The sequence below is a fragment of the Pseudarthrobacter defluvii genome, from assembly GCF_030816725.1.
Lineage (GTDB): Bacteria > Actinomycetota > Actinomycetes > Actinomycetales > Micrococcaceae > Arthrobacter > Arthrobacter defluvii_A.
In genome coordinates this window covers 4,424,993-4,437,696 of the sequence record NZ_JAUSYG010000001.1, presented here as the reverse complement: position 1 = coordinate 4,437,696, position 12,704 = coordinate 4,424,993, and the positions used below count along the sequence as shown (strand labels likewise).

Here is a 12,704-nt window from a genome sequence, read left to right as displayed (position 1 = left end):
TTCCTACTCTCCTGCCTCATCAATGCTGTCGCCTGCCGTACCAAACGCCTCGTTTTCGGTCCAGGTCCGCTTGGGACCGGTCAGGACGATGTCCCAGTTGTAGCCCAGGGCCCATTCGGGTTCGGTGATGCTGTGGTCATAGGTGGCCACCAGCCGGTCGCGCGCGTCCTGGTCCACGATGGTCTGGTAGATCGGGTCCAGCGGGAACAGCTGGTCGCCGGGGAAGTACATCTGGGTGATGATCCGCTGGGTGAACTCGGTGCCGAACAGTGAGAAGTGGATGTGCGCCGGCCGCCAGGCGTTCAGGTGGTTCTTCCACGGGTAGGCGCCGGGCTTGATGGTGATGAACCGGTAGGAGCCGTCCGGGCCGGTGATGCAGCGGCCGATGCCGGTGAAGTTGGGGTCGATGGGCGCGGGGTGCTGGTCACGCTTGTGGATGTAGCGGCCGGAGGAGTTGGCCTGCCAGATCTCCACGAGCTGGCCCGCCACCGGGCGGCCGTCGCCGTCCAGGACCTTGCCGGTCACGATGATCCGCTCACCCAGCGGTTCGCCGTTGTGCTGGATGGTCAGGTCCGATTCCAGGGCGTGCACGTCCTGGTGTCCGAACGCCGGCGAGTAGAGCTCGATGGTTTCCGGGTCCGCGTGCTGCAGGCTCTTGGTGGGGTGGCGCAGGATGCTGCTGCGGTACGGCGGGTAGTCCAGCCGGGGCTGGATCTCCGGCTGGCCGCCGTCCTTGAGGGCGCGCCGGTAGGCCTCGCCGATGGCGGTGATCTCTGCACTGAGATCTGCCTGCGACTCGATGGCCTTGTCCAGGGGCTGGTGGGCAGCCTTCGGTTCGGCCGGGGGCACGAGCTCCTCCGACTCCAGCTCGGCGTTGATGTCTTCCACGGCTGGCTCCTTTCTGATCTGTTCGGTTTCTTGCTTGGTTTCTTGGGTCTGGTTCAAGGGGTGCGGCACTAGGTGGTGCGGTGCAGCGAGTCGTACTGGACGGCGTGCCGCACCGGGGCGTTGGGGGCGCCGTAGCCGTCATAGCCGCCGCGGCGTTCCACCATTTCGAAGAACACGCTGCCCACGGTGGCGGTATAGAAGTGCAGGAATTCGCCCTCCGCGTCCCGGTCGAACAGCAGGTTGAGCTCCTGCAGGGTGGCAAGGAACTCCGGGTCCAGGTCGAACCGGGCGTCCAGGTCCTCGTAGTAATTGGCCGGGATCTGCAGGAACTTCAGGCCCCGCTCCCGGGCGGCCCGGGCGGTGGCCACCAGGTCATCGACAGCGAAGGCGATGTGCTCCTGGTAGGTCTTGCGCACCTCGCTGCGGGCCTGCTGGATCGGGGCCAGGTTCAGGACAAGCCGCACCGCGGCGTCAGAGGTCTGCATGACCTGCGAGCGCACCAGGCCGCTGGGGCTGGGCACCTCGGCGAACGGCTGGGGCTCCAGGGCGAGGGCGCTGGTATAGAAGAGGACAGCCTCGTCGAAGTGTTGCCACGGCTGGGCCAGGTTCACGTGGTCGATCACAGCAGTGGGTCCGGCGGAGAGGTGTTCGAGTCCTTCGCCGAACTCATGCGTCCAGGCCGCCGTACCGTCCGGGCTGCCCTGGCAGAGGAAGATCTCCGTGGAGTCCGGCGCGGCGATGCCCTGGAACACTTCCTCGTCCGCCTGGACCTTGCGGGCCACCACGGGCGCCTTGAGCTGCTGGGCCCTGGCGGAGGCAATCACGGGGGAATCGACGTCGAACCCCAGCGCGGCGATGGCCGGCTCGGCATGCTGCGCCGCCTGTTCGTTGATGATCACCCGCGCCTGGCCCATGGTCCACAGCTGGACGTCCTTGGTGCGGTGCCGGCCCTCGAACGCGAAGCCCAGCTGCCCAAGGAGCCTCTCCAGCTGGGCGGTGTCGTCCGCCTTCACCTCCGCGAAGTTGAAGCCGGCGGGTTCGTTCACCTTGGGCAGGGTGGCCAGTTCCATGGGATAACGACGGCGGAGCGCACCGGCGCTGCCCGGCGCCCCTTCCGCGGCGTTCCCGGCATTGTCCGCGAGCCACTTGGCGCTCTGCTCCTCCAGCCAGATCAGCGAGCGCATTGCATCCACGGCAGTGCGCTCAACGTCGGACTGTCGGAAGACGTCGTTGAAAACCTCGAGCGAGACCGGACCGGTGTAGCCGGCACGCACCACGTGGCCCATGAACTTGGCCAGCTCGAACTGCCCCTCGCCCGGGAACACCCGGTAGTGGCGGCTCCAGGAGAGGACGTCCATGGACAGCTTGGGGGCATCCGCCACCTGGACGAAGAAGATCTTTTCGGGGTTGAAGGCCTCGATGTGGGAGGTTTCCCAGTCCCGGCTCAGGATGTGGAAGGAGTCCAGGCAGGTCCCCAGGTTGGGGTGGTCCACCATCTCCACCAGGCGGTAGGCGTGCTCGTAGTCGTTGACGTACTTGCCCCACGCCAGGGCCTCGTAGGCCACCTTGACGCCGTGGTCCCCGGCCAGGTTGGCAAGCTGCGCCAGCTGTTCGGCGCGGACACCGTCGTCGTCGATGGTGGCGGTGGCAACGTTGGAGCACACCAGGATGGTGTCCATGCCCAGGCGCGCCATCAGCTTGAACTTTGCCTCCGCACGCCGGAGGTTGGCCTTCAGCAGGTCCGGGGTGACGCCGTCGAAATCCCGGAACGGCTGGTAGAGGTCCAGGCCGAGCCCCAGGTCCGCGGCCATCTTCCGCACGTCCTCCGGGCTGAGCGGCGAGGTGACCAGGTCCTGCTCAAAGATTTCAATGCCGTCGAAGCCGGCGATGGCGCAGGCCTGCATCTTTTCCTTCAGGGTGCCGGAGAGGCAGACGGTGGCGATTCCGGTGCGCATCAGGCGGCCACCTCCTCGGCGGCCACAAGTTCCAGGAAGTGGCTGCGCATCCGGTCCGAATCAGCGTCCAGGCCGGTGAAGATCCGGAACGCGTCGGCGGCCTGGCCTACTGCCATCCGGCCGCCGTCCAGGACCTCGCAGCCCTTGGCGCGGGCGCCGCGGACCAGTTCGGTGTCGATGGGGCGGTATACGATGTCCGCCACCCAGTGCCGGGGCTCCAGCAGGTCCAGGTCCAGGGGGACGCCGGGGTGGGCTGCCATGCCCACCGGGGTGCAGTGCACCAGACCGTCGGCCAGGCGCATCAGCTGCGGCAGCTCCGCCGTCGTACCCGCCGTGACGGTGCTGTCCGGGAAAAAGCCCTGCAGTTCGGCTGCCCGCGCGGCCGCCCTGACCGGGTCCATGTCCACCAGGTCAAGCGTTTGCACGCCGGCGCCCAGCAGGGCGTAGGCGACGGCGGATCCGGCGCCGCCGGCGCCAAGCTGCACCACCCGGTTTAGGCGCGCCCCCGGGAGGCCGGCAGCCAGGGCGGCACCAAAGCCGGAGAAATCGGTGTTGTGGCCGATGAAGCGGCCGTCGCGGATCACCACCGTGTTGACGGCGCCAAGGCGGCGGGCGTCGGGGCTCACTTCGTCCAGGTGCTGCAGGACCAGCTGCTTGCAGGGGTGGGTGATGTTCAGGCCGTTGAAGCCCAGGGTTCGGGCGCTGTGCAGGATGGCGCCGACCGATTCCCCTGTCAGCCCGAGCTCCAGCAGGTCGATGGGCCGGTACAGGTAGCGCAGGCCCTGCACGTCACCTTCCCGTTCGTGCATGGGCGGCGTGAGCGATGGCATCACACCATCACCAACCAGTCCCACCAGGTAGGACTCAGTTCGATTGCTCATGCGTGCAGCTCCTTTGGTACGGCACCGGGCAGCGGCGGAACTCGGGCCGCGCTGCGGGGTGATAGGGATTACGGTACATCAGATGTTCACTTATCGCACTGATGTTCTAGATACGAACAAAAGTGTTGTCACAAAGCCGCGGCCCGCGCGGCCTGCTAGCGCTGCGGCAGCCTTGCTGCCAACTCTGCGGCGGCCTCCTGGAGGACGGGAACGTGCGCCACCAGCTCCTCAAGTCCCATTCGGAAGACCGGCACTGCGGTTGCCAGCGAGGCGAAGGCATGCCCCTGGCTGTTGAGCAGCGGGACGGCCACAGCCCGCATGCCGGCCTCGTTTTCCTCGTCCATGACGGCATAGCCCTGCAGACGGACCCTGTCGATTTCAGCCCTGAACGCGTCTCGGTCCGTGATGGACTTGGCAGTGAGCGCCTCCAGGGGCAGCTCCGCCAGGAGCTTTTCCCGCTCCGCGTCTTCGGCGAACGCCACCAGCACCTTCCCGACGGAGGTGGTGGACAGGGAGCCCAGGTGGCCGGGGTCGCTGGTGACCCGGAAGATCTGGGGTCCATCCACCTTGTTGACGGTCAGATGGTGGTGGCCGTCCCGGACACTGAGGATGGTGGCCTCGCCGGTCTGTTCGGTGACCCGGCGGAGGATGGGCATGGCGGTCCCGGCGAAGCCGTGGTGGTTGGAGACGCGCTGGCCCAGCTGGAAGACCCGAAGGCCCAGGTGGTAGCGGCGGCCATCCGGCTCATAGTCCACAAAGCCGTCCCGCGCCAGGGAACCCAGCAGGCGGTAGGTGGTACTGAAGGGCAGCTCCGCCCGGCGTGATATCTCGGCGGCACTGGCCCCGCGCGGCTCCTCCCCCAGCAGCACCAGCAGGCCCAGCGCCTTTCCCACCATGTCGGTCCGGTCCGCCGCCTTCTTCCCGGCGGCCTTCGGCTCTCCATCGGACTGCCCCGGGTCTGGGGGCCCGGGCTGAACGTCATCGTCCACTGTGGCTTGGTTCACACTCATGCCTCAATATTGCCACATTGTGAGAGCTGCTTCTAGATGGTGATTATTTTCTTGACACGTGACCGCACTCACAGCCATAGTTTCTATATTGCAAAAGTAGCTCCCACCATGTGGCTACGAATGCCGGGTCTTCTTCCGGACTCCCAGCCGCATCCCCAGCCCGCACCAAGGCAACGGCGGCTGCGACCACCAGATCCATCCGCGACAATGTCGTCACATCAAAGGAACACCATGAGCCAGACACTTCCATCCGCCGGGGAGGGTGCACTCACCCACGCCGGCACGCCCAAGAAGGCAGCCGTCGCCAGCTTCCTGGGCAGTGCCGTCGAGTATTACGACTTCTTCATCTTCGGATCCGCGGCCGCCCTCATCTTCCCCAAGGTCTTTTTCCCGGACGCCGACACGAACGCGGCCATCATGTCTTTCGCGACCTTCGGTTTCGCCTATGTGGCGCGCCCGGTCGGGGCGATAATCCTTGGCCACTTCGGTGACCGCGTGGGCCGCCGGAAGGTCCTGATGTTCACGCTGCTGCTCATGGGAGCTTCCACCTTCGTGATCGGCTGCCTGCCGGACTTCAAGACCGTCGGCTGGTGGGCTCCGGCCCTGCTCGTGATCGCCCGGCTCTGCCAGGGCCTCTCCGCCGCAGGCGAGCAGGCCGGTGCCTCGTCCATGACCCTCGAGCACGCCCCGGACAACCGCCGTTCCTTCTTCACCTCCTGGACCCTCACCGGCACCCAGGGCGGCCAGATCCTCGCAGCCCTGGTGTTCATTCCCGTCCTGGCCCTGCCGGATGACATCAAGTACGGCATCGGCTGGCGCATCCCGTTCTGGCTCAGCGCCGTGGTGGTTGTGGTTGCGTTCCTCATCCGCCGCACCCTGCACGAGCCGCCCGCCTTCGAGGAAGCCCGGAAGAACGCCGAGATCGCCAAGCTTCCCGTGGCGGACCTGCTCAAGGGCCACTGGCGGGACGTCCTGCGCGTCATCTGCTGCGCCTTTATTGCCGCCGTCTCCACCGTGTTCGGCACCCTGGCCATCAGCTATGCCAAGACCGTGGCCGGCGTCGACGGCACCACCACCCTGTGGCTGGTGGTGGCCGCCAACATTGTGGCCCTGGGCACCCAGCCCCTCTTTGGAATGCTGGCGGACAGGGTCGGCCGCAAGCCGGTCTTCATCTACGGCGCCCTGGCCAGCGCACTCCTGACCCCCGTGTTCCTGCTGAGCCTGGAGTCCGGCAGCGTCCCGCTGATGTTCCTGGCCGCCATCGGCTACTTCTCCGGTGGCTACGCAGCAGCCAACGCCGTCTGGCCGTCCTTCTACGCCGAAATGTTCAGCACCAAGGTCCGCTTTTCCGGCCTTGCCATCGGCACCCAGCTGGGCTTCCTGATGGCAGGGTTTGCCCCGGCCATCGTCGCTGCCATGGGCGGAATCAAGCCCGGCGGCTGGGTTCAGATCAGCATCTTCACCGCCATCATCTGCGCCGTCGCCGCCGTGTCGGCGTTGACCGCCAAGGAGTCCTTCCGGACCCCCACAAAGCAGCTCGGCCTGAAGTAGGAGCGCGCTCCAGCCCAGTTACTTCGCAAAGAAAGCCCGCCACTTCCTGAAAGGTCCAGGGGTGGCGGTTTTTCTGTGCCGCTGCACCGGGCTGGGCAACAGCAACCGGGCAGGAATGCACGACGACGGCGCCAGGCCAGGCGCCCGCCAGCAGCCGCTACCCCCGGCCGGTCTCCAGCACCGAGGCGAGGTCGAAGTTGACCGGCTCCTCCAACTGCTCGTAGGTGCACGATTCCGGGTCCCGGTCCGGCCGCCAGCGGTTGAACTGGGCCGTGTGGCGGAACCGGTCACCCTCCATGTGGTCGTAGCGGACCTCCACCACCAGTTCGGGCCGGAGCGGAACGAAGGACAGGTCCTTCGTTCCGCTCCACCGGCTGCCTTCGGCGTTCCGCGGGGTCCGCTCGCCCTCTTCCTGCTTGCCCCATGCCCAGGGGTGGCCCTCGAAATCGGTCACCAGTGGCTGGAGCTGTTCGAACAATTCCCTTCGCCGCTTCATCGGGAAGGCACCGATCACGCCCACGCTGGCCAGGCCGCCGTCGTCCTTGTACAGGCCCAGCAGCAACGAGCCGATGGCGTCCGGCCCGCTCTTGTGGAGCCGGTAGCCGGCCACCACGCAGTCCGCAGTGCGCTCATGCTTGACCTTGAACATCACCCGCTTGTCCGGCTCATACCTGCCGTCCAGCCGCTTGGCCACGATGCCGTCCAGCCCGGCCCCTTCGAACTGCTCGAACCACCGGCCGGCCGTGTCCCTGTCCGTGGTGGCCGCCGTCAGGTGCACCGGGGCCTTGCTGGCCGCGAGCGCTTTCTCCAGCGCTGCCCGCCGTTCGCTGAACGGCCTGCCCGTGTAGTCATCACCATCCAGGGCCAGGAGGTCGAAGGCCACGAAGCTGGCCGGGGTTTGCTGGGCCAGCAACTTCACGCGGCTGGCGGCGGGGTGGATCCGCTGCTGCAGGGTGTCGAAGTCCAGCCGGTCCCCGGAGCCGCCGATCAGGATGATCTCGCCGTCCACCACGCAGCGCTGCGGCAGGTTCTCCTTAAGTGCCGCCACAAGTTCCGGAAAGTAGCGGGTCATGGGTTTTTCGTTGCGGCTGCCGATCTCCAGGTCATCGCCGTCCCGGAAGATGATGGAGCGGAAGCCGTCCCACTTGGGCTCGTAACTGAGGTCCCCGCCCGCGGGAATGCCGTCGATGCCGCTGACGGCCTTGGCGAGCATGGGCGGGACGGGCGGCATCACTGGAAGTTCCATAGGCCCATTCTTGCCCGGGCGGCGCCACGGGCGGTAGGGCGGCACGCTGACGTCAGGCGGCCAGCAACCAAACGATCAGCACCAGCACAGGCGCAGCAGCCGCGGTGGAGAGCAGGATGGTGTCACGCGCCACGGCCACCCCTCGCCCGTATTTACTGGCAAACAGGAAGACGTTCTGGGCCGAGGGAAGGGCCGCCATGAGCACGACGCCCAAAAGCATGCGGTGGTCCAGGTTGAACAGGAAGCGTCCGACGACGAACGCCACCGCTGGCATGACCGCGGACTTGAGTGCCGTGGCAGTGAGGATTTCGGCCGTGTGCCCGCCGCTTTTGAGCATTTTGGTTCCGTGCAGTGACATGCCGAACGCCAGCAGCACCACCGGGACCGCCGCACCGCCCAGGAGCGTCAGCGGCGCCATGACCGGGGCCGGGAGCTGCACGTGGAATGCGGCCAGGACCACGCCCAGGAGCGAGGCGATGATCATGGGGTTGCGGAAAGGCTGTGTCAGCATCAGCCGGGGAGAGAACCGGCCCGCCTCGGACAGGTCAAGCAGCGTCAGGACCAAAGGGGCGAAAAGGAGCAGCTGGACCAGCAGGACCGGGGCGACAGGGGTGGCGTCGCCCAGGGCGTAGAGCGTGATGGGGATGCCGATGTTGTTGGCGTTGACGTAGGACCCCGCCATGGCACCGACAGCGGTTTCTGCCAGCGGCCTCCGGAACCAGATGCGGCTGGCGGCCACATACAACAGTGCGGTGACAGCGGCGGTGATCATGGCCAGCGGAACATAGGCGGAAAAGACCACGGAGAGGTCCGATTTCAGCACCACCGTGAAGAGCAGCACCGGGTTGGTGATGAAGAAGGCGGTGCGGGTCAACGCCGAGATGGTGGGTTCGTCGCCCAGTCCGCAGCGCGCGGCGACGTATCCGACGGCGATGACGACGCCGATCACCGCCAGTCCGATCAGCACACCGCCCACGTGGGGTACTTCCTTCCGGTTCCGTTGCACCCTGCACTGCAGCAGGATGAAGTACTACAAGTCCTAAACTTATCGGACAAGCAGCGCAGGGCGTGCCGCCGAACCACCACGGCTACCCAGGTAAGCCTCTCGACACCGCGGCTCCGGGACGGTACAGCTTAACGATGGTTACCGTAGGCTTTCACGCTTCCCACGAACAAATCGGTCCCGGCCAGTTATTGAAGGACGTCCAGCATGCGGAGCGTGCAGGCTTCGACGCGGCAATGTGCTCCGACCACATCGAACCGTGGTCCGCGCGGCAGGGGCATTCCGGCTTCGCGTGGTCCTGGCTGGGGGCGGCGCTGGCCACCACCGGCCTGCGGTTCGGGGTGGTGACGGCACCGGGCCAGCGGTACCACCCGGCGATCATCGCCCACGCCTCCGCAACGCTGGCCAGCATGTTTCCCGGCAGGTTCTGGCTCGCACCGGGCAGCGGAGAAAACATGAACGAACACATCACCGGGGACGCGTGGCCGCCGAAGGACATCAGGCAGCACCGCCTGGAGGAATGCGTGGACGTGATCCGCCGCCTCCACCGCGGCGAGGAAGTCACCCACCGGGGCCTGGTGACAGTGGAGCAGGCCCGGATCTGGGAGGTCCCGGACGCCCCACCGCCCCTGATCGCACCTGCCATCAGCGTCGAAACAGCACGCCGGGCAGCGGCCTGGGCGGACGGCCTGGTCACGGTCAACCAGCCGGCGCCCAAGTTGCGCGAGATGCTGGCCGCCTACCGCGACAGCGGGGGCCAAGGGAAGGCCGTGCTGCAGGTGCACCTGTCCTGGGCCGGCACCGGGGATGAAGCCGCGGCCATCGCCCTGGACCAGTGGCGGACCAACACCTTTGCCCCTCCCATTCCCTGGGACCTGCCCACAGCGGGACATTTCGACGGCGTGGGCGAGCATGTGCGCGAGGAGCAGGTCCGCGGCACGGTCAACATCTCGGCCAGCCTCGCCGAGCACGTGGACTGGCTGGGCGGGTACGCGGAGTTGGGCTTCGACGAGCTGTACCTGCACTTCGTGGGCCAGGAGCAGGCCCCCTTCATCGACGCGTTCGCTGCGGACGTCCTGCCGCAGCTGCGCACCCGCGGAACCGCGGCTGCCGGAATCCCCGCTGGACCGCAGCTGGTCCGCGCGGCTGCCGCTCCGGCGTCGGACGCTCCGGAAATGAGGATCGCGGAGACGTCCGACCTGTGGTGGAAGAACGCCGTCATCTACTGCCTGGACGTGGAGACCTTCTTTGACGACGACGGCGACGGCTGCGGTGACTTCGCGGGCCTCACCCAGCGCGTGGACTACCTCGCTGCACTGGGCGTGACCTGCCTCTGGCTGATGCCGTTCTACCCGTCCCCCGACCGTGACGACGGGTACGACGTGACGGATTTCTTCAACGTTGACCCCCGGCTCGGCACGCTGGGTGACCTGGTGGAGTTCATCCGCGCCGCGAAGGACCGGGGGATGCGGGTGATCGCGGACTTCGTGGTCAACCACACCTCCAACCAGCATCCGTGGTTCGTGGAGGCCAGGAAATCGACGGACAATCCTTACCGCGACTTCTACGTGTGGCGGAAGGACACGCCCCCGGACACCTCCGCCGAGGTGGTGTTCCCCGGGGAGGAGAACTCGCTCTGGACCCGGGACGAGGCCACCGGCGAGTGGTACCTGCACATGTTCGCCAGGTACCAGCCGGACCTGAACGTCACCAATCCCCAGGTCCGGGACCAGATCGCCAAAGCCATGGGACTGTGGCTGGAACTGGGACTGGACGGCTTCCGGCTGGACGCCGTGCCGTTCTTCCTGGAGACCAGGGGCGAACCCAAGGACCAGGCAGCCAAAATCAACCCGCACGGCTACCTCAGGGCGCTGCGCAGTTTCCTGGACCGGCGCAACGGCAGCGCGGTGCTGCTGGGCGAGGTGAACCTGTCCTACAAGGAGCAGCTGGAGTACTTCGGCGGGGTGGAGGGCAACGAGCTGAACATGCAGTTCGATTTCCTGTCCATGCAGCACCTCTACCTGTCCCTGGCCCGGCAGGATGCGCGGCCCCTGGCGGAGACACTGAAGGGCAGGCCGCGGATCAACCCGGACAACCAGTGGGCCATGTTCGTGCGGAACCACGACGAGCTCACGCTGGACAAGCTCAGTGACGGCGAGCGCCAGGAGGTCTTTGCGGCGTTCGGGCCGGAGAAGGCCATGCAGATCTACGGGCGGGGACTGCGGCGGAGGCTGCCGCCAATGCTCGACGGGGACCAGGAGCGCATGCGGATGGTGTACGCCCTGATGTTCTCCCTGCCCGGCACCCCGGTGCTGTTCTACGGTGAGGAACTCGGCATGGGCGAAGACCTCCGGCAGAAGGGCCGCGCCGCCGTCCGCACTCCGATGCAGTGGAACAGCGAGAAGAACGGCGGTTTTTCAAACGCCAAAACCACCGATCTGGTGGCACCGGTGGTGCGCGGGGAATACGGGCCGGACCGGGTCAATGCCGCTGCCGCCAAGCGGGACCCGGAGTCCCTGTTCAATTTCATGGCCAAGCTGATCGCCCGGTACCGCGAGGCAGCCGAGCTGGGCTGGGGCAGTTTCGCGGTCATCGACCAGGGTGAGCCCGCGGTATTCGCCCATACCTGCAGTTCCGACGGCGGGACGCTGGTGCTGCTGCACAACTTCGGCCAGGATCCGGTGAAGGTCAGCGGGAGTTTGGGGGCGAACGATGGTCCATCAGGGGATTTCCGCGGTGCCATGCTGCTGGACCTGTTCGACGGCGGCAACGTCGCCCTGGAGCGTGACGGGAGCTTCACCGTGGAGCTGGGGCGCTACGGCTACCGCTGGTTCCGTGTTCACCGCAAAGGCGACCGGCTGGCGCCGTAAGCCGGCCGTCCGGCGTCGGACTTTGTGAAAAGATCAACCATGCACGCCATGCAGCACTCCAGCAAACTCCAGAACGTCCGGTACGAGCTCCGCGGACCCATCCTCCAGGCCGCCAAGAACATGGAGGCCGAAGGACACCGGATTCTGAAGATGAACCTCGGCGATACCGCCCCGTTCGGGCTGGAAGCACCGGAGTCAGTGGTGGTGGACATGATCCACCACCTGCGGGGCGCCCAGGGTTACAGCGATTCCAAGGGCATTTTCACCGCTCGCACAGCCATCTCGCAGTACTACCAGACCCGCGGCCTGATGAACATCGGGGTCGAGGACATCGTGATCGGCAACGGCGTCAGCGAACTGATCTCCATGTGCCTCCAGGCTTTCATGGAGAACGGCGACCAGATCCTGGTTCCGGCACCGGACTACCCCCTGTGGACTGCTGCCGTCACCCTGACCGGCGGCAAGCCCGTGCACTACCTTTGCGACGAGGCGGAGAACTGGTGGCCGGACATGGCGGATGTGGAAGCAAAAATCACCAGCCGCACCAAGGGCATCGTGATCATCAACCCGAACAACCCCACCGGCGCCGTCTACCCGCGGCACATCCTGGAGCAGTTCGCGGCCCTGGCCCGGAAGCACAACCTGGTCCTGTTTTCGGACGAGATCTATGAGAAGGTGCTGTACGCGGACGCCCGGCACATCCACACCGCAGCGGTGGCCGAGGACGTCTGTTGCCTGACCTTCAGCGGCCTGTCCAAGGCCTACCGCATGCCGGGCTACCGCGCGGGGTGGGTGGCCATTACCGGCCCGCTTGCCGCGACGGCCGCCTACCGTGAGGGCCTGGAGCTGCTGGCCTCGCTGCGCCTGTGCGCCAACGTTCCGGCGCAGCACGCCATCCAGACTTGCCTGGGTGGGTACCAAAGCATTGAGGCGCTGGTGCAGCCGGGCGGCCGGCTGCGGGAGCAGCGGGACCTTGCCCACAAGCTCCTCACCGCCATCCCCGGCGTAACGTGCGTGCCGGCGTCGGGCGCCATGTACCTGTTCCCGCGCCTGGACCCGGAGCTGTATCCGATCGCCAGCGACGAGCAGTTTGTCCTGGACCTGCTGCGGGACCAGAAAATCCTGGTGTCGCACGGCTCGGCCTTCAACTGGCCCACACCGGACCACTTCCGATTCGTCATCCTGCCGTCCGTGCGGGACATTGAGGAAGCGGTCCGCCGGATCTCCACGTTCCTTGCCGCCTACCGCAACCGCGAGGCCGCCTTCGAGGTGGAAACAGTGACGGAGTGAAGAACTAACC

The 12,704-nt window shown here is 66.6% G+C and carries 9 protein-coding genes and 1 pseudogene; 4 read left to right on the top strand and 6 right to left on the bottom strand.

Annotation, left to right across the window (positions count from 1 at the left end):
- Positions 1-3 precede the first annotated feature (3 nt).
- From pcaH to QF031_RS20710, 4 genes are all read right to left on the bottom strand, one after another.
- Positions 4-888: a protocatechuate 3,4-dioxygenase subunit beta gene (pcaH, locus tag QF031_RS20725; protein WP_307432694.1), complete on the bottom strand. Its 885-nt coding sequence runs from the start codon at positions 886-888 to the stop codon at positions 4-6.
- Positions 889-956: 68 nt separating this feature from the next.
- Complete coding sequence (locus tag QF031_RS20720) at positions 957-2,843, bottom strand: bifunctional sugar phosphate isomerase/epimerase/4-hydroxyphenylpyruvate dioxygenase family protein (protein ID WP_307432691.1); 1,887 nt, start codon at positions 2,841-2,843, stop codon at positions 957-959.
- The gene (locus QF031_RS20715) at positions 2,843-3,724 is read right to left on the bottom strand and encodes a shikimate dehydrogenase (RefSeq protein WP_307432689.1); all 882 of its coding nucleotides are present in this window, start codon (positions 3,722-3,724) and stop codon (positions 2,843-2,845) included. Before QF031_RS20715 ends, QF031_RS20720 begins: the two co-directional genes overlap by 1 nt.
- A 155-nt stretch (positions 3,725-3,879) precedes the next feature.
- Positions 3,880-4,734, bottom strand: a complete 855-nt coding sequence (locus QF031_RS20710) for an IclR family transcriptional regulator (protein ID WP_307432685.1) — start codon at positions 4,732-4,734, stop codon at positions 3,880-3,882.
- Between the two features lie 231 nt (positions 4,735-4,965).
- On the opposite strand from QF031_RS20710, the gene QF031_RS20705 reads away from it, so the two are divergent.
- Positions 4,966-6,285, top strand: a complete 1,320-nt coding sequence (locus QF031_RS20705; protein ID WP_307432682.1) for an MFS transporter — start codon at positions 4,966-4,968, stop codon at positions 6,283-6,285.
- A gap of 157 nt (positions 6,286-6,442) precedes the next feature.
- Here the strand turns inward: QF031_RS20705 and QF031_RS20700 are convergent, their stop codons facing one another.
- Positions 6,443-7,531 (bottom strand): ATP-dependent DNA ligase, encoded by a 1,089-nt coding sequence (locus tag QF031_RS20700; RefSeq protein WP_307432679.1) that lies wholly within the window; start codon positions 7,529-7,531, stop codon positions 6,443-6,445.
- 52 nt (positions 7,532-7,583) lie between these two features.
- On the bottom strand, positions 7,584-8,507 hold the full coding sequence (locus QF031_RS20695) for an AEC family transporter (RefSeq protein ID WP_307432676.1): 924 nt from the start codon (positions 8,505-8,507) through the stop codon (positions 7,584-7,586).
- 164 nt (positions 8,508-8,671) lie between these two features.
- Here QF031_RS20695 and QF031_RS20690 point away from each other — a divergent pair.
- From QF031_RS20690 to QF031_RS20680, 3 genes and pseudogenes are all read left to right on the top strand, one after another.
- Positions 8,672-9,625, top strand: a pseudogene (locus tag QF031_RS20690) (TIGR03885 family FMN-dependent LLM class oxidoreductase); the annotation flags it as partial.
- An 84-nt stretch (positions 9,626-9,709) separates the two neighbouring features.
- The gene (locus QF031_RS20685; RefSeq protein ID WP_307433550.1) at positions 9,710-11,404 is read left to right on the top strand and encodes an alpha-amylase family protein; all 1,695 of its coding nucleotides are present in this window, start codon (positions 9,710-9,712) and stop codon (positions 11,402-11,404) included.
- A gap of 39 nt (positions 11,405-11,443) precedes the next feature.
- Positions 11,444-12,694: a pyridoxal phosphate-dependent aminotransferase gene (locus QF031_RS20680; protein ID WP_307432674.1), complete on the top strand. Its 1,251-nt coding sequence runs from the start codon at positions 11,444-11,446 to the stop codon at positions 12,692-12,694.
- Positions 12,695-12,704: the final 10 nt, after the last annotated feature.